The organism is Sphingomonas sp. TDK1, from assembly GCF_001650735.1.
In the GTDB taxonomy this organism is placed as follows: domain Bacteria; phylum Pseudomonadota; class Alphaproteobacteria; order Sphingomonadales; family Sphingomonadaceae; genus Sphingomonas.
This window is the reverse complement of sequence record NZ_LXVY01000013.1, coordinates 20014-41147: the sequence shown is the minus strand read 5'-3', so window position 1 is coordinate 41147 and position 21134 is coordinate 20014. Positions and strand designations below refer to the sequence as shown.

General features: G+C 66.2%; 21 protein-coding genes and 1 pseudogene. 12 read left to right on the top strand and 10 right to left on the bottom strand.

The window, feature by feature from the left end; all coding sequences use genetic code 11:
* Positions 1–38: 38 nt before the first annotated feature.
* Positions 39–2494 (bottom strand): annotated as a pseudogene (locus A7X12_RS09915) (strawberry notch-like NTP hydrolase domain-containing protein).
* 34 nt (positions 2495–2528) lie between these two features.
* Entirely contained in the window at positions 2529–3395 is an 867-nt protein-coding gene (locus A7X12_RS09910; protein WP_064311480.1) for a DUF7146 domain-containing protein, read from the bottom strand.
* A gap of 448 nt (positions 3396–3843) precedes the next feature.
* Here A7X12_RS09910 and A7X12_RS09905 point away from each other — a divergent pair, with 448 nt between their 5' ends.
* A complete protein-coding gene (locus A7X12_RS09905) occupies positions 3844–4527 on the top strand; it encodes a ParA family protein (RefSeq protein WP_064311479.1) in 684 nt (227 codons plus the stop codon).
* Positions 4524–4850: a hypothetical protein gene (locus A7X12_RS09900; RefSeq protein WP_064311478.1), complete on the top strand. Its 327-nt coding sequence runs from the start codon at positions 4524–4526 to the stop codon at positions 4848–4850. Before A7X12_RS09905 ends, A7X12_RS09900 begins: the two co-directional genes overlap by 4 nt.
* Before the next feature lie 19 nt (positions 4851–4869).
* On the opposite strand, the gene A7X12_RS09895 is transcribed toward A7X12_RS09900, so the two are convergent.
* The 3 genes from A7X12_RS09895 to A7X12_RS09885 all read right to left on the bottom strand — a co-directional run bounded on the left by A7X12_RS09895 (position 4870) and on the right by A7X12_RS09885 (position 5926).
* Positions 4870–5079, bottom strand: coding sequence for a hypothetical protein (locus tag A7X12_RS09895; protein WP_157105553.1), 210 nt, complete (start codon positions 5077–5079; stop codon positions 4870–4872).
* 123 nt (positions 5080–5202) lie between these two features.
* Positions 5203–5607, bottom strand: a complete 405-nt coding sequence (locus A7X12_RS09890; RefSeq protein ID WP_064311476.1) for a hypothetical protein — start codon at positions 5605–5607, stop codon at positions 5203–5205.
* A 64-nt stretch (positions 5608–5671) separates the two neighbouring features.
* A complete protein-coding gene (locus A7X12_RS09885; RefSeq protein ID WP_157105552.1) occupies positions 5672–5926 on the bottom strand; it encodes a hypothetical protein in 255 nt (84 codons plus the stop codon).
* A gap of 218 nt (positions 5927–6144) precedes the next feature.
* Here A7X12_RS09885 and A7X12_RS09880 point away from each other — a divergent pair, with 218 nt between their 5' ends.
* Positions 6145–6426, top strand: coding sequence for a hypothetical protein (locus tag A7X12_RS09880; protein WP_332308534.1), 282 nt, complete (start codon positions 6145–6147; stop codon positions 6424–6426).
* 4 nt (positions 6427–6430) lie between these two features.
* On the opposite strand, the gene A7X12_RS09875 is transcribed toward A7X12_RS09880, so the two are convergent.
* Positions 6431–7726, bottom strand: coding sequence for a hypothetical protein (locus A7X12_RS09875; RefSeq protein ID WP_064311474.1), 1296 nt, complete (start codon positions 7724–7726; stop codon positions 6431–6433).
* A gap of 109 nt (positions 7727–7835) precedes the next feature.
* Between A7X12_RS09875 and A7X12_RS09870 the strand changes: the two genes are divergently transcribed.
* Positions 7836–8837: a lytic transglycosylase domain-containing protein gene (locus A7X12_RS09870; protein WP_064311473.1), complete on the top strand. Its 1002-nt coding sequence runs from the start codon at positions 7836–7838 to the stop codon at positions 8835–8837.
* A gap of 1 nt (position 8838) precedes the next feature.
* Here A7X12_RS09870 and A7X12_RS09865 read toward each other — a convergent pair whose 3' ends face one another.
* From A7X12_RS09865 to A7X12_RS09850, 4 genes are all read right to left on the bottom strand, one after another.
* Positions 8839–9732: a replication initiator protein A gene (locus A7X12_RS09865; RefSeq protein WP_064311472.1), complete on the bottom strand. Its 894-nt coding sequence runs from the start codon at positions 9730–9732 to the stop codon at positions 8839–8841.
* 355 nt (positions 9733–10087) lie between these two features.
* Positions 10088–11359, bottom strand: coding sequence for a plasmid replication protein RepC (gene repC / locus A7X12_RS09860; RefSeq protein WP_084445298.1), 1272 nt, complete (start codon positions 11357–11359; stop codon positions 10088–10090).
* 424 nt (positions 11360–11783) lie between these two features.
* The gene (locus A7X12_RS09855; protein WP_232318442.1) at positions 11784–12314 is read right to left on the bottom strand and encodes an XRE family transcriptional regulator; all 531 of its coding nucleotides are present in this window, start codon (positions 12312–12314) and stop codon (positions 11784–11786) included.
* A 122-nt stretch (positions 12315–12436) separates the two neighbouring features.
* Positions 12437–12904 carry a hypothetical protein gene (locus A7X12_RS09850; protein WP_064311469.1) on the bottom strand — a complete coding sequence of 156 codons (468 nt, stop codon included), beginning with the start codon at positions 12902–12904 and terminating at the stop codon, positions 12437–12439.
* Positions 12905–13265: 361 nt separating this feature from the next.
* On the opposite strand from A7X12_RS09850, the gene A7X12_RS09845 reads away from it, so the two are divergent.
* The 8 genes from A7X12_RS09845 to traC all read left to right on the top strand — a co-directional run bounded on the left by A7X12_RS09845 (position 13266) and on the right by traC (position 21133).
* Positions 13266–13586 carry a TrbC/VirB2 family protein gene (locus A7X12_RS09845; protein WP_064311468.1) on the top strand — a complete coding sequence of 107 codons (321 nt, stop codon included), beginning with the start codon at positions 13266–13268 and terminating at the stop codon, positions 13584–13586.
* Between the two features lie 61 nt (positions 13587–13647).
* Positions 13648–13938 carry a type IV conjugative transfer system protein TraL gene (gene traL, locus A7X12_RS09840; protein ID WP_064311467.1) on the top strand — a complete coding sequence of 97 codons (291 nt, stop codon included), beginning with the start codon at positions 13648–13650 and terminating at the stop codon, positions 13936–13938.
* Position 13939: 1 nt separating this feature from the next.
* Complete coding sequence (locus A7X12_RS09835; protein WP_064311466.1) at positions 13940–14506, top strand: type IV conjugative transfer system protein TraE; 567 nt, start codon at positions 13940–13942, stop codon at positions 14504–14506.
* Positions 14503–15306, top strand: coding sequence for a type-F conjugative transfer system secretin TraK (locus A7X12_RS09830; protein ID WP_064311465.1), 804 nt, complete (start codon positions 14503–14505; stop codon positions 15304–15306). Before A7X12_RS09835 ends, A7X12_RS09830 begins: the two co-directional genes overlap by 4 nt.
* Before the next feature lie 3 nt (positions 15307–15309).
* Positions 15310–16638: a TraB/VirB10 family protein gene (locus tag A7X12_RS09825; protein WP_064311464.1), complete on the top strand. Its 1329-nt coding sequence runs from the start codon at positions 15310–15312 to the stop codon at positions 16636–16638.
* Positions 16625–17503: a DsbC family protein gene (locus A7X12_RS09820; RefSeq protein ID WP_064311463.1), complete on the top strand. Its 879-nt coding sequence runs from the start codon at positions 16625–16627 to the stop codon at positions 17501–17503. Before A7X12_RS09825 ends, A7X12_RS09820 begins: the two co-directional genes overlap by 14 nt.
* A complete protein-coding gene (locus A7X12_RS09815) occupies positions 17500–18540 on the top strand; it encodes a TraV family lipoprotein (RefSeq protein ID WP_064311462.1) in 1041 nt (346 codons plus the stop codon). The genes A7X12_RS09820 and A7X12_RS09815 overlap by 4 nt, the downstream gene beginning before the upstream one ends.
* 1 nt (position 18541) lies before the next feature.
* A complete protein-coding gene (gene traC / locus A7X12_RS09810; protein ID WP_064311461.1) occupies positions 18542–21133 on the top strand; it encodes a type IV secretion system protein TraC in 2592 nt (863 codons plus the stop codon).
* Position 21134: the final 1 nt, after the last annotated feature.

Genomic DNA, 21134 nt, shown 5'->3' with positions numbered 1-21134 from the left:
TGCGACTGCAGAGAAGCCGTGTAATGTTGAGCTCAACATTACAGGAATTCCCGCGGCGAGAGGTCGATCTCCAGGTCCGCGCGCTCGTCGGGGCTGAGTTCGCCGAGACGCCGGTTGAGGATCGATTCCGCAGTGGTGACGAGCTGGAGCACGACCGACTTGCCATCGGTTAGGTGTTCCTCGACCGCGGCGATGACGGTGGGCAGCTTCAGGCTGAGAAGTACCTGGCCGAAGAAGCGCTGCTTGGTCGACTCGAACCGCGAGCGTGCCGACGCCTTCGCCCCGCTGTTGAGCGTCGCGTTCTCGAGCACGTCGACGACGCCGGTGAGCTCGAGCGCCTGCTCCATGTTGCGGTGGATGATCCCCCACGCATCGGCATAGGTGTCGTAGATCTTGATCTGGTCGGGGGTGAGCGCGTGCTTCAGGATGTCGTACTCGACACCGGCGAAGCTGAGCGCGCGCGCCATGTAGAGGCCGGTCGCCTTGAGGTCGCGCGCGACGAGCTCCATCGCCGCGATCCCGCCCTTGCGGATGCCGCTGATGAACTGCTCGCGGTCGGCGAAGGCGGTCTCCGGCCCCCAGAGCCCGAGCCGCACGGCGTAGGCGAGATTGTTCACGTCGCTGGCCCCGGTCGCCGATGCGTAGAGCACGCGGGCGCGAGGCAGGTGGTTCTGGAGGAGCACTCCGCAGATCCCCTGCTGCGACCCCTTCTTGGCCCCCAGCGCGCCCTCCCCGCCGGCGACGCCGCCCATCTCGTGCGCCTCGTCAAACGCGATCACGCCGTCGAAGTCCTCGCGGGCCCAGTCGATGAGCTGCTTCAGGCGGGTGTGGTCGCTCCTCGCCGATCGGAGCGCCGGATAGGTCACGAAGATGACGCCCTGGTCGAGCTTGACCACCTCGTCGATCTTCCAGTTGGTGAGGGGCTGGATGTCGGCCGACATGCCGCCCAATGCGGTCCAGTCGCGCCGCGCGTCCTCCAGCAGCGGCTCGTTCTTGGTGATCCAGATGTGCCGGCGCCGGCCCTGGAGCCAGTTGTCGAGGATGCAGGCGGCGATCTGCCGCCCCTTGCCCGCGCCCGTGCCGTCACCCAGGAAGAAGCCCTTCCGGTACTCGCGGCCGTCGTCGGCAAGCTCGAGCCCGACGCCTTCCTTGCTGGGGCGGAATTTGCCCGGCAGCATCTGGGTCCAGGCGTCACCGGCGTAGACGACGGTTTCGAGCTGCGAGGCAGACAGAAGTCGATCGGCGACGGTGCGCTCGGGCAAGCGCGGGACATGGTGGGGGACCGGCGCCGGGATCGATCCCATCGCGACGGACTCGACCAGCGCCGTCGGATGCTCTCCGGCGGTCGTGAACACGAGGCGGCTCGGACGGTACGGGAGATAGACGCCGGTCTGCTCGAGGATCGGCGCGGGGGGGTCCAGCGGCGTGAACTCGACGGGCAGGACCTCGTTGCGGGTCGGGGCGTGGAACGCGCGGGGCTCAGCCGGGCGGGTGCTCTTCACGGCCCGGAACAAGGTCGTGGTCCCGGTTTTGCGGACAGGCGGCGCCGGCACGTCCATCTTTGGCTTCAGCCGGTCGACGATCGTGAGGACGTCCAGAACTCCGCGACGGAGGATCTCTGGATCGTGGATGGCACACTGGTCCCGGGCGTCTTGTCGATGACGTAGAGGCGCACGGCGATCGACGTGCCGTGCTTGGCGTAGCACTTCTCGAGGCGGAGAGAGGTCCGCACTGCCACGTCGCGCAGCGTCGTCTCGTAGAGATCGCGGAGGCGAGCGCTCGGGCCGAACCAGTCGGGCATGATCGCCACGAGGCGACCGCCTGTCCGGAGCCGGCGCAACGCCGCCTGAAGATGGCGCACGGCCGCGAGATCGTCGGCTCCGCGGCCGAGCGATCGGGAGAACGGCGGGTTCATCAGCACCAGTGTCGGGCGTTCGGATGCCGCCATCAGCGAAGTGATCGCCGCGCCGTCGTGCCCCGAAATCTGGGCACCGGGGAAGCTGTGCGCAAGGCGGGCGCGTCGGGCGGGGTCGAGCTCGTTCAGTTGTAGGGTAACGTCCTGGCGCAGCTGGGCCACGAGGAGGCCGTTGCCGGCGCTGGGTTCCAGCACGACGTCGCCGGGCTGTGCATTGGCGAGGAGGACGGCGAGCGCGGCGATGTCTGCCGGCGTCGAGAACTGCTGCCATTCGAGCTGTTCCTCGCTTCTGACCGTCTGGGTCGGCAGGCTCGCCATCAGCCGGATCGGAGCGACGACGTCGGCGAACGCCTGGAGTTCATAGGGCCGCGTCCGCAGGTGGAGCGCGAGGGCGTGCTCCAAAATCTCAAAGCTCTCGCGCTGGGTCCAGCGGCCCTGCGCGTCGCTGCCGCCATAGGCCTCCGTCATCGCGGCGTTGAGAACGGCGCGGGTGATCGTCTCACCCGACCGGATACGATCCTGCAGCAGGAGCGCGGCGCATCGGTCGGCGGTTGCTGCCGTCGAGAAAAGGTCGGTCATGGGGGTCTCCTGGATCGGCCGCCAATCGGCAGCATCACCCACTCGACCCCCCTCCCCTTTCCCGTTCGCCATCGAGAACGACCGCCCAGTCCTTGATGCGCCCGGGTGGTGGCGCACGCCGGATGGTAAGGTCAGGACGTGCATAATGCGCCTCGGCACGATCGGCCGCACTCGAGCCCTCGGGATCGTTGTCCTCGGCGATCAGGAGGGTCGACACGCCGGGCGGCAAGCGGAGCTGGTCGAGCCGTCGCGCGCCCAGGCTCGCCCAACAGGGTACGCCATGAATAATGGTGAAAGCCGCCGCGGTCTCGAAGCCCTCGGCGATCGCCATGATGTTGCCGGACAGCGGGCGCCCCTGCCAAGCCCCCTGCCCCGGCTGGCCGAGCATCACCTTGCAGTCGTAGCGGCCGGTAGCGGGGTCGATGAAGATCCGCTGGAGGGCGACAAGGCGTCTGACCTCGCGGACGCCGACCAGCAGCGCCGGCCGGAAGACGGTGTGCGGCTTGGGGCCGAGCGGGCAGCGCGGGTGGAAGCGGAGGCCGGCCGGACCCAGGTCGATATGACGACCGATAAGGTAGCGCTCGGCAAGCGTACCCTCCACTGATCCCGCTTGATCCCAGAGTCGTTCGACGTTTCCAGTGCCGCGGCGAAGGTCCGCCTTCGGCGGCTCGAACCTTCGCGCGACGGGCACGCGCCGGAGTTCGCGTAGCACGTCTTCCGCGTCACAGCCGGCGAAGCACGTCACGAGGATGCCCCGGTTTCCCTGTCGGAGTGACAGGCTCGGCGTCTTGTCGCAATGCGCGGGACATCGGCACGAGGCGACATACCCGTGCCATGATCCACCGAGCGCGCCGACGATGTCGACGAGTTTCTGGCTAGGTTTCAACGCTGTATAGGGCATCCCGTCAGCTCCTTCGCAAGACTGCACCCCCTCCCCTTGTTCTCGTCAAGATCATGGTAGCGTTTGGTACCATGGCCATTCTGGGGCATGTTCGAGACACTCCGGAAAACCGCCCGGAATGGCGTCGCCTTCCTAGGCACTGCCCGCGTACTCGGGCGATTGCTACCATACGCCTGCGTTGTCACGCGTGGCGGTGCCGGGCGTAGCAATGCCCTTCACTGCATGGTAATGCGTGGCGGTACGCGGCGGTGCCATGTCGGGCGTGGCGTAGCAGGGCGCGTCAGGGCGTATGGTGGCGCGGGCATTGCCCCCCTGCGCTACACAGGCGTTGTCAATGCGGGCGGTGTCTGGCAGAGAGTGGCGGTGGCGGGCGGTTGGTCCGCCAGTCTTGCGGTGCGGGGCGGTGTAGTTTTCAGCGGTCCGCTGCAATGGTTAGGAAGGCTGCGGAATGCCAGTGATCACCTTCGCGAGCCCCAAGGGCGGAGTGGGGAAAAGCACCTCGGCGCTGGTTCTTGCTAGCGGGCTGAGCGTCGCTGGCGCGTCCGTGACGGTGATAGACGGCGACCCAAATCGAACGCTGGAGACGTGGGCGCGGGAAACCAGCGAGCCCGGCTTCGCGTGCCGAACGCTGCCCACGGACGACGTGGTGATCGACGAGATAGAGGAAGCGGCCGCGGCAAGCCAATTCGTCATCGTCGATCTTGAAGGAACTGCGAACCGCGCCATGTCTCACGCGATCTCGCGCACGGACCTTGTGATCATCCCGCTGCAGGCATCGCCCGTAGATGCCCGTCAGGCGAGCAAGGCCATCAAGCTGGTGGTCGGCGAGGGCAGGGCGATGCGGCGTGAGATACCCTACCGGATGCTCTTTACCCGGGTGAACCCGGCGATCGCGACGCGGGACGAGAAGGAGATCAGGTCGCAGTTCAAGGAAGCGGGTATTCCGACATTCGAGACGGCGCTCAATGACCGTGCCGGATTCCGCGCGATGTTCACGCACTACACGTCGCTGTGGAAACTCGGTGAGGCACAGGCGGCCGGGCTGGAGAAGGCCCGAGCGAACGCGTCTGCCTTCGTTAAGGAGGTCGTAACCGAGATCAGGCGGCAGCAAACCGTGGAGCAGACGGCATGAGCAGTGGGATCAAACTAGGTCTCGATGATCTCTCTGACATCAAGCCTACCGCACGGCCCGAGCGCAGTCGTTCGGAACAGCGCCGGGAGGTTGCCGCGATTGACGATGTCGGTCGCGAGCATGGGTTCACCAAGCCCGCCGCGCCTGCCGGACCGCCTCGGCGGCAGAAGTCGGCCTATGCGGGCGAGCAGCTCCACCAGGTCAGCGTGAAGGGGCCGTTGAGCGTCATGGGGCGCTTCATCGATTACTGCGACCGTGAGCGACTGCCTTACTGGCAGGCCATCGAAAAGCTGATGGACCAGGCCGAAAGGGGAGGGGGCTAAGCTCCCGGGATCGTCGCACCTACCTCGCCGATGAGGTAGAACGAGTCGGCAGCAGGAAGAATGCCTCGACGCGGGCGTTGTCGTCGGCCGGAGGCTCCGCGTCGATGCGGGTCGACCATCGCTCGTCGATGTAACGGAGGAGCGCGGCCCATGAGGTATCGTGATCTGGGTGCGCCGACAGCTCGTCGGGTTCGCCGTGAAGGCTGACCATCAAGAGGTGAAGCGGCATAGCGAGCTCCTGCGAGCTGCGCCTGGACTGGAGTCCCGGCAGGGGAAGGGCAGGGGCCGCGGGACGTAGATCCCGATTGCCCGCCTTTCCCGACCCTTCTCACCTTGTCGGATTGTTCCGCGCTCAGCGCAGGAGAACCGCCGCGACTTGCGAATAGTTTCGAGGATGTATCCGGTCCCGTGTCTCGAACCGAACCAAGTCAAGCGTCTCGTCGCCGAAGCGCGCGGCGACAGAACTGACAGTATAGGCCTGTGGCCGGGCGTAGGGCAGAAGCCAGATGACCCGGCGGAAGCAGAAGGTGGATCGAATCTTCGCCAGCTTGCCGGCGAGAGCCGGGCCGGCCGCATCGTTGGAACCCATCGCGAAGATGCAGGTCCCGTAATCCTTGCCGGTCTCGCGCCATGCGAGGATCTGCGCCGCTGTCGCACGTTCCACGGCTTGCACGTCGCATTGCTGCGCGGAGCGATGGTTGATCGCCTGGGCCGCGCCCAGGCCGGTACTGTCCCCCAGGATGAGGCACTCGAACATTGCTGGCTCCCGCTCACGGGACCTTACGACGTCTGGATATAGCAGGGAAAGGGAAGATCGGAGATCAACCCAAGGCGTTTCGCAGCTCGGAGACGTCGGCGTCGATAATCGCGTAGAGATCGTCCGCGTCGTTGCGGAAGAACTGGTCGGCGCGCGCCTCCGGCTCGATCGGGGAGGGGGTGCGGCCAAACCGCGCTTCCCAGCGTCGGTCGACGAACTCCATCAGCTGCCGCCATGCCTGCGCTTGCGTGGCGTGGAGCGTGACCTTGCAGGCGCCCTCGTAGATGATGACCAGCACGACGACGCCGGGGTGCATCACCAGCCCGTGCCCGGTGCCTGGACCTGTCGGGTCAACCGCAACCCCGAATGGCTAGACATGCGGGGTCGGCTAGCAATCATTGGCGTAGGGTGTGGCGGGAACTTGCGTCACTTTCGTTGCGGGGGAGGGTTAAAGGAATCCTCACCAGGCTGTTGTAAACGGATGGGGTCCGTCCTGGACCGGCCAAGGGTCGGCGACATCATTGCACCGGGGCGGTTATGAGGCTGATCATGGCGCACCTGACCCAAGTCGAGTTGATTAACTGGATCGCGCTCTACACGGCGACCGGCCTGTGCTGTACCATCGCAATGGTCCTGTCGGTGTCAGTCGCCGGCGTCCGCCTCTACCGCGAGCAGTCGTGGCAGGAGGTCCGCACCCTACGCAGCGCTGTCCTCTTCCTGCCGAAGACCTGGTGGCGCTGGCAGAAGCTCTACCTCCTGTCGACGCCGGTGACGCTGGCGATCGTCGTCTCGTTCGGAATGAGCCTGACTTGGAACTGACCCGTCAGATGTCGAGCGCGCCGGCGATCTGGTCGCAGACGCACTCGCCCTCGATGTCGCTCGCCTGGATCGTCAGCAGGGGACCGAGCAGGCCCATCCGGGGGTGTGTCGTAGCCTTGGAGGCGAGATAGTCCTCGTCGCTGAACCCCATGGCCTCCACGACGAGCTGCTTGATCTCTCCCGTGGCGCGCGAGCGCGCCTCGAGGAGGAAGTCCGGCCTGCAGGCGCCCTGGGTCGTGAGCCGGTCGAACACGGGCTTCTCAATCGCGAGGTCGACGCCGGCCCTGTCCAGTTGGCGTCGCGCCTTGAAGAGCTCGCGCAGCACCGATCGCTCGAACTCGGAGTCGACTGGGATGAAGCGCTGCCCGGACAAGATCGGCTGGGCGTACGCGCGGAGCGGCGCGTAGCCGTGAGCCTCGGGATATTCGCCGGCGACGATCATCACCAGGAACGGCCCCTTGATAAGATTGCCGCGCACGGAGGGAGACTGGACCCGGTTCGCGACGTGGATGGGCTCAGCTCCGGGAACGTCGACGACGTGGCCGCGGACGTGCGGTGAGAACAGGGCCATGAACCCCTGCGGTGTGTGGCCGCTCGGCCAGCTCTTCGCGAGCTGGCGCAGCATGGCATACGCGCGCCGGCTGTGCAGGGCGTTGGCGTGTGTCCAGAATGCTCGGCCGAGTTGGATGCCGGGGGCGATCTCGATCTTGGCAGCGGCTCGGCAGAGAACCTCGAACTCGCGTTTGATGGAGGCCGGCTCGGGTTCCTGCTGCTCGGGCGGTACCCGGTTGGTGCCGGCAGCATCGATCAGGCGCCATAGGAGCCGCGCCAGACGCGGAACCGACGCATGGCGGGTTCGATCGTCGCTGGCGTCCTCCTCGGGCCTCTGGGCGAGCTTCTCCGGGGCAGGGCGCAACACCTCGAAGAAGCCGGCCGGAGGGTCGGCCGGGGTTTCGCGGGAGCGGATCTCGGTGATGCGGTGCGTCACCTGGTCGCGGAAGAAGGGGCACTTCTCGCGATGTTCCGGCCGCTTGCTACTGGTGAGGCGCCGTAGATAGTAGGTTTCTGCCTCCGATAGGAAAGCCGGCGTCAGGATCGGCGGGGCATCCTCGGCCGACAGGCAGTCGCATGCGATCCATTTCGCACCGATGCGCGCGTTCTGGACGAGGGTGATACCGGCTTCCTCGTCACCGCGGGATCCTTCGCCGACGTACCACCGCACCAAAGCCTCCCGCAGGGGTGGGGGGAGGGGGATGCGACGTCCTCCGACGCCGTTCGTGTCGCGGTCGATGAGCCACATTTCGATCGGTCCAACGGCTCGGTTTGAGGCCAGTCTCACCCAGGTCGGGGGGATTGACAACCGCGAATCCGTCGATCTCACTCATGAGGAACGGGGTCGGGAGGACCAGATGCGAGCGTGTTTTCTTGCCGGAGCGGCACTGATCTCGATGGTGGCGACCGTCGCGGCGGCGGGGGCGCAGCCCGCCCGATCCATCCGGACTGTCCAGCTGATCAGCATGACGAGCGCGCCCTCGCCGGCACCGGAGGAGGCCTCGGAGGGACCGTCCGGACCGGCCCCGGCGGCTGCCTCCGCAGCCTCGCCGGTCGAGGCCGCGGCGCTCCCCGAGGCCTTCCGGGTCCACGACCTCAGCCGGCAGTGGGTCGCCTACCAGATGGCGAACAGCCTCGCGCCGCAACCGGCGCTTGGAGGGGCAGGGGCGGGCGCGATCGGGAGCGAAGATCCCTTTGCTCCGGTCGGGGTGGCCCAGCCTAACGTCCCGGCCTACGCCTCCGCGGTAAGCGTTGCGCCCGTCTCAGGCATCTCGGTGCCCTTGTGGATGCGTGGCGGCCAGGTCTTCGCCGCAGCGGCCGATTCCTATGTGCCGGGATGCGTGCCGGCCGACTACCGGCCGAGCGGCCTACTGCGCCCAGATGGCGAGCTCCGGCGCCGCGGCTATTTCGCCATGATGTCGAACATCGCCTGTCAGTACGGCCTTCCGGTCGGTCTTTTCGACGCGATGATCATCCGGGAAAGCCGCTATAACGCCTCGATCTACTCCCCCAAGAACGCGTTCGGCTTGACGCAGCTCATGCCCGACACGGCTGCTGGTCTCGGGGTCAACCGCTACGACGTGGAGCAGAACCTCACGGGTGGGGCACGCTACCTGCGCCAGCAGCTCGACAAGTTCGGCCAGTATCACCTCGCGCTCGCCGCTTACAATGCGGGGCCAGGGCGGGTAAAGAACGGCCGTGTGCCGCGCATCGTCGAAACGCAGGACTATGTCTCGAACATCCTGCTGAACTGGTCGCGGCTGACCGGGCTCTCGCGTGTGGTGACGATCCAGTCTCCCGGGAGTGCGGCGCCGGTGCCGCCCACCTTCGCGCGCGCGGCGATGGTGTCGTCCTTCTAGGTCAGGCGATCGCTTCGAGGGTCTGCTGGACGTAGGGGCATTCGGCTGTCGGGGGCCGTTCGGAGAAGGTGACGATCGTCTCGTTGGCACGCGCGCGGACTCGGTTCCCGTCGATCTCGTCGCGCATGGCGATGCTGTAGTGGGGCAGGCTATCCGAGTGCTGGATGTCGCTGATGTGCTGCTTAAAGCGGCGCAGCGCGCTCCTGCTGCCGACCGTCTTGAGGAGCGACTCCAGGTCGACTTCGAACGGACCCTCGTCGCAGTGCGAGCGGGCGATCTCGTACAGCCGCCGCTCAATCAGGCCGAGCTTGAAGTATTCGTGGTGGTACGAATACATCGACACGTCGCGCTCGATCGCGCGGAACAGGAAATCGCAGAGGCGGATCTTCACCGCCTGCAGCCGCTCATACCCTTCGGGCATGTCGTTGTAGATGACCTGGGCATTCTCCACCCAGGAGAACCATCCGCGATGGCCGGCGCCGCCCGTCTTGAGGTTGGTCTGGATCTGGGTGCCCTGGAGGCGGGACATGGCGTCCGTGAAGCGCGCATAGTCTCGCTTGCCCGGGTTGGGCGTGCCGGTTGCGCGGAAGAAGTCATGCGCCGTGAAGGTGATCTCCTGCGAGAGCGCCATTCCCCGCGCTTTCTGCTCGAAGATGATCGAGGCGACGTAGAGGATGATCTCCTTGTCGTACATCGTCGCGATGCCGCCCTCGCCGGCGCGGATCGTGATCGACACGTTGCCGATCTTGTGTTCGATGATCCCGGTCTGGGGCTTCTTCTCCAGCGCGAAGAACGGGAAGTCCATGACGCTCCGGTCGCCGTGAATGTCCCCCCGCAGCGGGCAGTCCAGCGCCAGCAGGCCTTGCACCTCGGTATTGGTCCGCTTTCTCGCCATTGCGCAGGGTCTCCATGACTCGCATCCATGTTAACGCGTCGGACGATGGCAGGCCACCGGGCAGAGCCGCTTCGCACCCAAAAGCACTAGGAATCGTCGATGGATGCGCCTCAAGCTGGCAACCGCACCCGAAATCCGGCGTGAGCTAGGTGTGGCGCTGGCCGATCGCACCCGAAATCTCGCCCTTCCGCTAAAAAACATCGTGCTTTTGGGTGCGTAAGCCCGGCACCTCGCCCTTGAACCGCAATTTCATCGTGCTTTTGGGTGCGGTTGCTCGTGCTTTTAGGTGCGTTCCGCCCCTGAGCGACTGAGCGCGGCGTCCGCATCGTGCTTTTGGGTGCATCGACCGGGCGGCTCAGCAGTCGGCGGTCCGCGCTTCGCGCATGCCGTGGAACGTCTTGCCGAGGTTGAGTTCTCCAGCTGCCGCCTTGGCGGTCATGCCGCGCAGATAGGCACCGGGGGAGCGGACCTCGCCGCTGACCGACTTGGCGACGGTCGCGATCACGGCCGCCGCGGCGCCGCGCTGACCCATCAACCGGCAAGCCTCGCGCCAGGCGTGCGGCCCAATCGCGTACTGACCGGTCAGACCCTCGGCGATGCTCACTAGCCGACCCCATGCCCGCGGTCCTGGATCAAGGTCCCAGATCAGCTCGGGCGCGGCCTTGGCGACAAACTTAGCGTCGACACCGTGGCGCTCGAGATCGGCTTCGACGTTGCTCTGCGGGGCGAGAAGGGCGATGTCCCAACCCTCACTACTCTTCTTCGCAAAGCCTCTACCCGTAACTGCGTGAGCAGTTTCAAGTTGGGTTGTAGTTGTAGAGTGGACGAACTGGCGTTCGCCCTTGGGTGAACTATCAACAGGACAATCAGCAGCACTTTCAACGTCGGAACTGGGGCTTAGCGCCTCGAGCGCTGCATCAACCTTCGCCTGAAAGGCGTCGACGCGCGACGTCACCTGGGCAAGGCAGCGGATCAGGGCATCGAGATCGCGGCTGCCCTTCACATGGTCCAGCGCCATGCGAACGAGCTCGACCTCTCGCGCCGCATCTACGTCGTCAATGTCGGCATCCAGCACCGCGTTGGCGAGCGTGCGGGTGCGGCGCCGAGCTGCCGACAGCGCGCGTTTCAACCGCTCGATCTCGCGATCTTCCGCATAGCCCTTCGCGGCGATCGCATCGAACTCGGCCGCGCGCGTGCCGAGCGGCCGCAGGTCGAAGCCGTAGCCCCACAGGATGTCGCCGGCGGCGTTGCGTTTGCCGCCCCGATGCCCGTTGGGGCTGTCGTGCGGGACCATTAGGCCGAACTCGATCGCCGCCCGGATCGTCTTCTGCACCTGCCGGATAGAGACGCCGAGCTTGCGCGAAAGCGTCTCGTTGCGGGGCCAGACGAGCGGCACCCGGCCGGGCAACCAGTCCTGCGGCTTGGAGTGGGGGATAAGGGCGTCCATGAGCGCCAGCACAGCCGGGGAAATCCCGATGTATGGAGCGGCGCATTTGAGCTTCCCGAGCAGGCGGGCCGGAGAGACTTTCTCCTGCCCGGCATAGCCCTTGGCGAGCCGATCGACGACGGCATTGAACTGGTTGTAGCGGCGCATACCGCCCGACCGCTTCGGCGCAAAACCTCCCATTCGTCACTCCCTGGGTGGAGTGCCGTTCGGACGAGCAAAGGCGTGGCGCGAATCGCGCTTCGGCCTTGTCTGTTCAAGGGAGGTCAGCTAGAACCGGGTTTCCAGACAGGTTTAGCGACCACCCGAAAAGCCCGGCCTAGCGCCGGGTTTTTCTTGTCCTCACGACATCTCCGTTCCGCACGTTGGTCCCTGAGCGATCGGCGCGGTGCGGGCGCGTCGAAGCTCACCCCGACGGATTCGCCGCTATCGTCGAATCCGTCGGGGCCGTGGGACCAGTGTTAACGGTCGGAACATACTGGGCGAGCGCGATTATTAGTGCTTTTGAGGACGTTTCCTCGAAAGCCACGAACTATTTCCAGTGCTTTTAGGGCCGCACATTAGTGCTTTTAGGTGCAGTGCAGGTCAAAAAAAAGCCGCTAGGCCGTCAGAACATCGAGACCTTGCCCGACTCCAAGTCTGATCGTCGCTGCAGGACCATGCTGATCTCGGCAACCATCTTCTTGATCACCGCCGACTGGAAGTAGGTGCCCCATTCTTTGTGGACCTCGGTGCCGTCCATTCCCTCCAATTCCCGGAGAGCTTCGACGATGCGATGGGGCAGGCCATTGAACAGGGTGCTGAGCATCGAGACGAGGGTCACGAAGCGTTCATCGCCCATCAGCTCGAGGTCGCGGGCCATCTCGACGCTGATGATCGCGTGCATGACGTCGATGTTGAGCGCGCGGAGAATCGACTGGAACTCGGGAAGCGTCATGGCCGAGCGCTTTGTAGGATCGCGGTGGAGGATCGTACCTAGGCGGCTCTTCTTGATGTTCACCTTGAGGGCCATCTGACGGATGCCGAGATCCTGAGTCTCCATGGCCCGCATGATGAGCGGCACGTAGTCCGGTTCGCCGGGTGACGCGAAAGCCCTCTCGCGCTGGGTGGCGATCGCAAGCGACTCCGGTTCAATCACAGCTACGGACTGCACGGCTTTAGGCCCCCGAAGACCAGTTCGGACTCAGCCAGAAAACCAAACTCTTAGGAGATTGGCAACCCTTTGTTGCAGCCGGGCCTACCGGCAACTCAGCCGTCTAACTACTTGAGACGCACGACGTTATCGGTTTTCTCCCGGCTGTCGCTCGGCTTGTCGCAACCCTGGCTCCCCTCATCGACACCGAGCTTCGAGAGGAGCTTGGCGGCGCTCTGATCCACGACGAAATCGAACAGCAGCATCGAGATCGCATCACCCACTGTCAGGCTGGACCCGAGCTCCTTGGCGAGCCGCTTTTTGGCTTCGATCAGGTTGTCGGCGCTCGTCTTCGTGATGTGGAGGTGGATGCGAATCGGACCCTTGGTGGGGATCTTGCTGAGGTGCTGGCGCAGGGTCTCGACGTCGTGCTGCGCGATCGCGTCCGCGGCCCCGGGACCGGCGAGCTGGTTCACCATGCTGGTCAGGCTGTGGTAGCGCTTGGTCTCGTTGGACAGGAGCCGCAGGCTCTCCGTGGTCAGGCGGAACAGGTACTCCGATACGTCGAGCGAATATCCGCGAGTATCCCCACTCATTCCTGCACGTCCCTAGCCTCGATCCTGCTTCCCCCCGGCCAAGCCGAACATCGCTAGGATGTGATGAACGCGCCCTATACGACTCAGAGGTCGCTAGTCGATTCTACACTCTTGAAACCTGTCCGCCAATCGGGACAGCTGTCCACGGCGGCGGACGCCTGTCCGCCGTGGCGGACGCCCGTCCGGGAATACGGACGCCGGTCCGCCGTGACGGACGCTTCCGCAGCGTAAAACGCCGGAACTTAAAAAAATGTTTGTCGGCGTCGGTTGTTCCGCCGTCGCCCGATTGTCCGCCGAATCCATCTCGGCTCACCTTTCCTTGGGCGCGGGCGAGCCGCGTCTCCATCGAAGGGAACTCACTATGCAGTCCGTGCTGAAAAAGAGCGGCCACACGGAGATGGCGGTCTTCGCCCTCGCCGTGCTGGCGTTCGCGCTCTTCTATTTCGCCGGTCCGGCCTTCGCCGGCGCCGACACGACGTTCGACACCGCTCTGACGAAGTTCACGGACTTCCTCGAGGGCTCGGGCGGCAAGATCATCACCGTGCTGTCGCTTGCGGGCGGCATCGTGGCGCTGGCCTCGGGCCGCTTCTCCATGGGCCAGATCGCGATCCCGGTCGGCGTCGGCGTCGGCGCCGGCACCGGCATCCCGATCGTCACCTCGACGGTGACGGCGACGATCTGACGCAACCGTTCGGGCCGGTCGGGGTGGCAGCTCCGGCCGCGCTCGCGGGGAGGGTGGCGCAATGGCTGCAGACAAGTACGCGATCCCATCTCATCTCGACGACCCTGAGCTGATCGGGCTGTGGACGTTGGATGAGTTCCTGGCGATGGTTCTGCCATTCGTCTGGGGGATCATGACCCAGCATATCGTCATCGGCATCATCGCGGCGTTCGCGGGCTGGTGGGGATTAAAGAAAGCGAAAGCTGGTCGTGCCGCGTCTTGGCTGCTTCACCTGGCCTATTGGCATCTGCCGGCCGGTTTCACCGGCCTGAGAGCCACGCCGCCCTCATACCTTCGATTGATGGCGGGGTAACATGGATCTCTCGTACAGCCACGCGCAGAACCAGCGCGTCCTCAAGCAGCGCAACCTCCTGGTGGTTGTCGCGGCCGCGCTCGCCGGGCTGGCGGCGCTCCTCCTTACCCTCGGCATCTCGCGCGACCGCGAGGTCGTGCTGCAACCAGTGTTGCAGTCGCCGGTGACGGTCAGCAGCGCGGGTGTCTCGCGCCAGTATCTCGAGATGATCACGCGCGACGTCGTCATCCTGACGCTCGATCGCAGCCCGCAGAACCTTGAATACTGGATGAACCAGGTCCTCGCGATCACCTCGCCCCGCGCGCAAGGCAAGATCAAGGGCGACCTGCTGAAGATCGTCAACGAGCAGCGCGGGTCGTCCATCGCGCAGTTCTTCACGATCCAGTCGATGGAGATCGACCCCAAGAACCTTCGCTCCGAGGTGACGGGCGAGTTGCACACCATCGTCGGCAACAAGGTGATCTCGAACGAGCGCCGCACCTTCCGGTACGACTGGGAGTACGAGGGTCTGTCCCTCCGTCTCGTCGGCTTCGGAATGGTCCGCAAGGGCAAGGAGCTAGACCAATGACCGCTATCTACGCCGTCGGTAGCGCGGCGGTAGGCACCGTCTTGATGTCCCGGCTCAGCTGCATCCTGAGCAGGATGATCGGCGCCTGCCTGTTCACGCTCGCGATCCTCTTCTTCGCGCAGCCCGCCTGGGCCGATCAGACGATCATGGCGGCCGATAACGCACAGGTCGACTGCCAAGCGTCCGCGAAGGACCTGACGCGCATCAGCCTCGTCGAGGACGAATTCGCGAGCGTGTCGAAGATCTCGACCGGCAACCCGCAGGACGACTTCTCGGTCGTCAACGAGCCGGTGCGCGGCGACATCTACCTGAGCGTCCCCGAGGGCTACGGCCGGCAGGCGCTGTCGTTCTTCGGCACGACCAAGCGGGGCTACGTCTACAAGTTCATGTGCCGGATCTCGGGCGACGCGGCCGCGCAGGTGTTCGTGTCGAACCCCGCGATCGCCAAGGAGAAGGCCGCGGAAGCCGCTCCGCAGCAGGTCGCCGCCGGGCCGCAGGACGCGGCGGTCGAACTCGTACAGGCGATGTATTCGAACAGCGTCGCTGACGGTTACGAGATGCGCCAGCGCGCGCTCAAGCCGGTCTATGTCGGCAAGCTCAAGGTCCAGATGATTGCCGAGTATCGCGGCCAGGACCTGACCGGGAAGGTGCTGCGCATCGAGAATACGGGCGACGCTCCGACCGAGCTCACCGAGCGCACGGTGGCTCCCGCCAGCGCGCTCGCCGTCTCCATCGCCGAGCCCAAGCTCGCCCCGGGGAAGGTCACGACGGCCTACCTCGTCTCCCAGAATGTGAGGTAAGCCATGGCCTTCGCCGACATCTTCAAGCGCTCCCGCAAGCCTCTCGACGAGGCGGAAGGCGAGGGGGTCTCCCCGGTTGGCGGCGAGCTCGCCGGCAACGAGGCGGTGCGGCGCAAGCAGCGCATGCTCCTCGCCGGCGTGGCCGGCGTTGGGCTGGTCGTCTCCTCCATGTGGATCTTCAGCGGCGACGACGGAAAGAAGGTCGCCGACACCGACGGCGCGGAGAAAGTCGAGGTCTCGACCAAGGACATGGTCAACCGCAACCTGTCGCAGCAGGAGTGGATGGCGCTCTCCGAGAACCGCTTCCAGTCGACGGAAAACCAGCTGAAGTCGGTCAACGGCCAGACGGCGCGCGTGGACAACCTCGCCGCGCAGATCGAGGCGCTGAAGGGCCAGAACCAGGCGATGCAGGCGGACGGGCAGCGCGTCCTTTCGGCCTACCAGGCGGAGAACGAGCAGCTCCGTAAGCAGATCAATGATCGTCCCGCGGCCGTGGCGCCTGCCCCCGGGCCTGCCGCGATGTACGGCCCCCGGGGTCCGCAGGCCTATCAGCGGCCGGACGGGGCGGGGGCCGGGGGCGACGGCGCGGTGCCGGTCGGCCGACCCGCCGAGGTGAAGATGGTCAGCTTCTCGACCACCGACACCGGCACCGCGTCGAAGGTCGCCAAGGGCAACACCGTCTATACCGACAGCCCGAACTACCTGCCGCCCAACAGCTTTGCGTCGGCAAAGGTGATCGTCGGCGTCGACGCCGCGGCGGGCGTCAACAGCCAGACCGATCCGCTGCCGGTCGTGCTTCGCGTCACCGGGCCGGCGCGGTCGGTGCTCCAGAACGGCAAGCTGCTGACCACCAAGATCCAGGGTTGCCTGATCAACGGTGCCGCCCGCGGGGAGCTCAGCTCGGAGAAGGTCTACGTCAAGCTGCAGAAGATGACGTGCCCGCAGCCGGGCGGCCGCTACGCCGTCTCCGAGGTCAAGGGCTTCATCGCGTTCGGCGGCAAGACGGGCGTGCGCGGTCGGGTCGTGTCCCGCGAGGGCGGGCTGGTGAGCCAGGCCTTCATCGCCGGTCTGGTCGGCGGCTTCGGCCGCGGCTTCTCGGCCAATGCGAACTCCCTGCTGACGCAGCCGAACGTCACCGTGAACGGCCGGCGCGAGCAGCTCGGTCTCGGCGACATCGCCCAGGGCGGGTTCGGCGAAGGCGTCTCCCAGAGCGGCGACATGGTCTCGAAATACTTGATCGAGCGCGCCGAGCAGTACCAGCCGGTCATCGAGATGCCGACCGGAATCGACGTGGAAATTGTCTTCCTGGAGGGTGTCTATGTTCGGAATTGATCGACTCCGTCGGCGCCTGCCGACCAAGGTGGCGGCGTTGCTCGTCGCCGTGCCGGTGATCGGCGCCGCGAGCATGGCCGTCGCCGGCCAGATCGCCAGCCCGAGCAGCGTTCAAGTCACGAACCTTCTCAAGACGCGTCTGCCCAAGACGCAGCTGAGCCAGGTCAACTGCGAGAAGGTGCATGGCCTCTGCGAGGTCACGGCCGGGTCGAACCTGTTCTACGTCGATGCGGGCGCGCGCTACCTTATCATCGGGCGCGTCTACGACATGGAGACGCGCCAGGACCTGACCGCGGCGCGTCTCCTCGAGATCAATCCCGACATGCTGGTCGGCGGGGCGGCAAAGGCGAACGCCGCAGCGGCCGAAGGGGGCGGGGACGCGGAAGGCGCGATCGCGCCAACGCCGGGCAAGGTCCAGAAGACCTCAGTACCGACCCGACCTGCTGTCCTCTCGCTCGACGGGCTTCCGAAGGACGGTGCGATCGTGTGGGGCAACCCCGCTGGCGAGACCGTCACCGTCTTCACGGATTTCCGGTGCGGCTATTGCCGCGCGCTCACCAACGTCCTGCGCGGCATGAACGTCCGGGTGGTGGAGCGGCCGATCTCGGTGCTCGGCAGTCGCGACATCGCCGATCGCGTCTACTGCGCCAAGAACCGCGAAGAGGCGCTCCACGCGGCCTATGCCGGCGAGCCCTTCAAGGGTGGCGCGAGCTGCAACACCTCGGGGCTCGATGCAAACGAGGCCTTCGCGCACAAGCACGGGCTCAGCGGGACGCCGGTGATCGTCCGGGCCGACGGGGCAATGCTCGAGGGCTACCGGCCCAAAGAGTTCCTGCAGAGCTGGATCAAGGGGGGTCGCTCGTGAGCGGGCGTCGCCACGGCCGTCAGGTCGCCCTCGCCGCTGTGAGCCTCGCTGCGCTCGCCGCCCTCAATGGCTGCGCCACCCTCGGCGGCAACGTGAAGGGGAGCTTCTCGTGCCAGGCGCCGGACGGCATCTGCGCGCCGTCCTCGACGATCGACGATCGCGCGCTGGCGATGATCTCGGGCGACGCGGGCGACACGGTGATCCCGGCGGGTCCGTACCAGGCGCCCGCCCCGCAGCCCCGCGCGATGCGGACCGCGATGACGACGCCGGCGCCGATGGCGGACCGGAGCGCTGCCGCGGCGTCGCGAACCCGCGAGAAGGTCCTGCGCGTCGTCTTCCAGCCCTACATCGACGATCGCGGCAGGCTGCATGAGGCGACCGCGGTCCACACCGTCGTCCAGTCGGAATGGCAGGCACAGGCGCTCGCCGACGCGACGCCGATCCCCGACCGGAACCCTGCGGCGCGCGCGACGGAAGTGAGCCTGGCCGACGCCGTCGATCGTGACGCGCCCGGCTATCTCGACGTCGCGGCGATCGATCCCAACCTGCCCGACCCTGCGGTGGTCGCGGCCGCCCGCGCGCGCAAGCCGGACCCGGTCGAGGCGATCAAGGCTGACGTCCAGACCCGTCTCGGCCAGCAGGGCAGGCGGCGGGCGCCCGTGTCGGGCACGCGCACGTCGTCGTCGGTCCCCGTCGTCCGGCCGCTGGCGAGCGCGCCAGCCCCGGTCGCCGCCCGCGCTGAGGCTGCTCCCAAGCCATTTCAGGTCGCCAGCCAGGGTGGCGTGACCGTCCATCGCGGCTCGGCCGCCGCGGCGACCGGGCAGCAGGCCCCACTCGCCGCTGCGCCCAAGACCACGGTCGGGGCCGCGGCTGTGGAGCGCGTGAAGGCGAGCGAGGCGTACCGCACCGCGCAGCAGCATGTCGGGGAGACGGCGCGCAGCGCTGGCGCCGCGGACCCAGCGGCCGGGCTCAAGAGCCTGGCCAGCCCGACCATCCGCGCCGCGAGCTTCCCCGCGTCGGTTCCGGAGGACAAGTGAGATGAGCGAAAAGCCCGGCTTCTTCGACAACCTGCTCTCCGGCGTCTTCGGAGACAGCAAGCGTCCCGACGCGCAGCGGCCCGACCTGGCGGTGCCCATGCTCGCGCACTGGCTGCCCTACCGCAGCTACGATCCGAAGACGGGCATCTTCTACAACTCGGCGTCCCGCGGTTTCGTGATCGAGGTGTCGCCGCTGGTCGGGGCGGACGAGCGGACAGGCGAGATCCTGACGCAGTTCCTCTCGGAAGGCATCCCGGCGCCGGGGTGCCTGCAGTTCCACGACTGGATGAGCCCGCGTATCAGCGAGCGCCTCTCGAAGTGGTATTTGCCGCGCTACTCCGCGAGCGGCGTGTACGAGCGCATGGCGAAGCACCGCGTCGACTTCCTGACCGACGGCGTCTGGAACTCGCTCTCGGCGGACGCGCCGTTCTGCCTTCGCAACCACCGCGTAGCGATCTCCTACTCGACGCCCGAAAATTCGAGCGTGTCGAACGAGGAGATCGTGGCCGTGATGGAAGGCCTCATCTCGGTTCTCGGGTCGATCGGCGTCTCCGCGCGCAAGATGGATCCGGTCGCGCTGATCGGCTGGATCGACGACATCACGTCGCCGACCACCGCGGCCGGCGAGGACGTGGTCAGCTACAACCCCCTCGATCCGATCTCCGACCAGGCGGTGCGGCGCGACATCGAGATGAAGATCGATCCCGACCGCATCCTGCTGCGCACCGAGCGGTTCCGGCCGACCGGCAAGGAGGTCGACGGCGCGCCGGAGATCGGCGAGATCTATCCCGACGTCTTCGACGTCCGGTCCTTCTCGGTTCGGAACCTTCCTCAGCGCTGGGCGCCCTGGGACTGCGCGCGCCTGATCGGCGATATGTTCGCGGACAAGCTGCGCATGCCGTGCCCGGTGTCGACGAACCTGTGCCTCGACTTCCCCGACCCGCAGGCCGCGACCAACAAGGCCAGCTACAAGTTCATGCGGACGACGAGCCTCGCGGATTCGAAGTCCGCTCGCTTCTTGCCCCAGCTCCGCGATCAGTCGCAGGAGTGGAAGTTCGTCAACGACGAGATCCGGCAGGGTCGCAAGCTGGTGCGCTTGTTCTACAGCGTCACTTCCTTCTCGCCGAAGGGGAAGGGTGACTCGAACGAGCGCATCCTGAAGTCGGTGTACCGGGCAGCGGGCTGGGACCTCCTCGACGATCGCTACCTGCAGGTCATGGGGCTGCTCTGCGCCATGCCGATGACGATGGCGAACGGGCTCTCCAAGGACCTCGAGCGCATGAAGCGCATGCGGACGATGCTGAGCACGACCGCGGCCAACCTCGCGCCGATCCAGGGCGAGTATCTGGGCGGCCACACGCCGCACCTGCTGCTGATCGGCCGGCGCGGGCAACCGTTCTTCTGGAGCCCGTTCGAGAACGCCGCCGGCAACCACAACGTCGCCGTGTTCGGGAAGAGCGGCAGCGGCAAGTCGGTCGCCCTGCAGGAGCTTTGCGCCTCCCTGTGCGGCGCCGGCTCCAAGGTGGTGGTAATCGACGACGGCCGCAGCTTCGAGCACTCGGCCAAGCTCCAGGGCGGGGCCTTTGTCGAGTTCACGATGAGCTCGGGCTTCTGCCTCAACCCGTTCTCGATGATCGACGAGCGTCAGGCGGCTGAAGACGAGGACTACCTCCTCGACTGCATGGCGATGCTCAAGGCGATCGTGAACCAGATGTCCCGCCACATCGACCGGCTTACCGACACAGAGCGCGGCCTGATCGACGGCGCGGTCAACCGGGTCTGGGAAGCGAAGGGGCGGAACGGCTCGATCGACGACGTGATCGCCGCGCTGAACGAGACGGGCAACGAGCTGGCCTCGCATCTCGCCATCGCGATGATGCCGTTCTCGAGCGCGGGCACCTACGGCAAGTTCTTCAAGGGCGAGGTGTCCTTCGAGCTGCAGGCGCAGCTCACGGTATTCGAGCTGTCGGACCTGTCCTCGCGCGAGGAACTGCGCAGCGTCGTCCTGACGGCGATCATGTTCATGTCGCAGCAGATGATGCGCAAGGTCGATCGCTCGATCCCCAAGGCACTGCTCCTCGACGAGGCGTGGCAGATGCTGCGCGGCGGCGCGATGGCCGACTTCATCGAGACCTATGCCCGTACCTGCCGCAAGTATGGCGCGTCGCTCGTCACTGCCACCCAGTCGCTCAACGACTATTACAAGTCGGCGGGCAGCATCGCGGCGCTGGAGAACAGCGACTGGTTCGTGATCCTGCAGCAGAAGCCGGAGACCATCGCCGATTTCAAGAAGCACGATCGCTTCGAGATGGACGACTATACGGATGCGCTGCTGCGCTCGCTCAAGCGCAACGGCTTCGAATATTCGGACATCATGATCAAGGGGCCGGAGACGCTGGCGGTCGGCCGGCTCGTCCTCGATCCCTTCTCGGCCGCGCTGTTCTCGTCGAGCCCGCGCACGTTCGCGGCGATCGAGGCGCTGGTGGCGCAAGGCCTCACGATGGACCAGGCAATCGAGCGGATTGCCTACCCCGACAACCCCGAGAAATGGGCGATGCCTGCCGATGAACCGGCCGCCATCGCGGCGGAGTGAT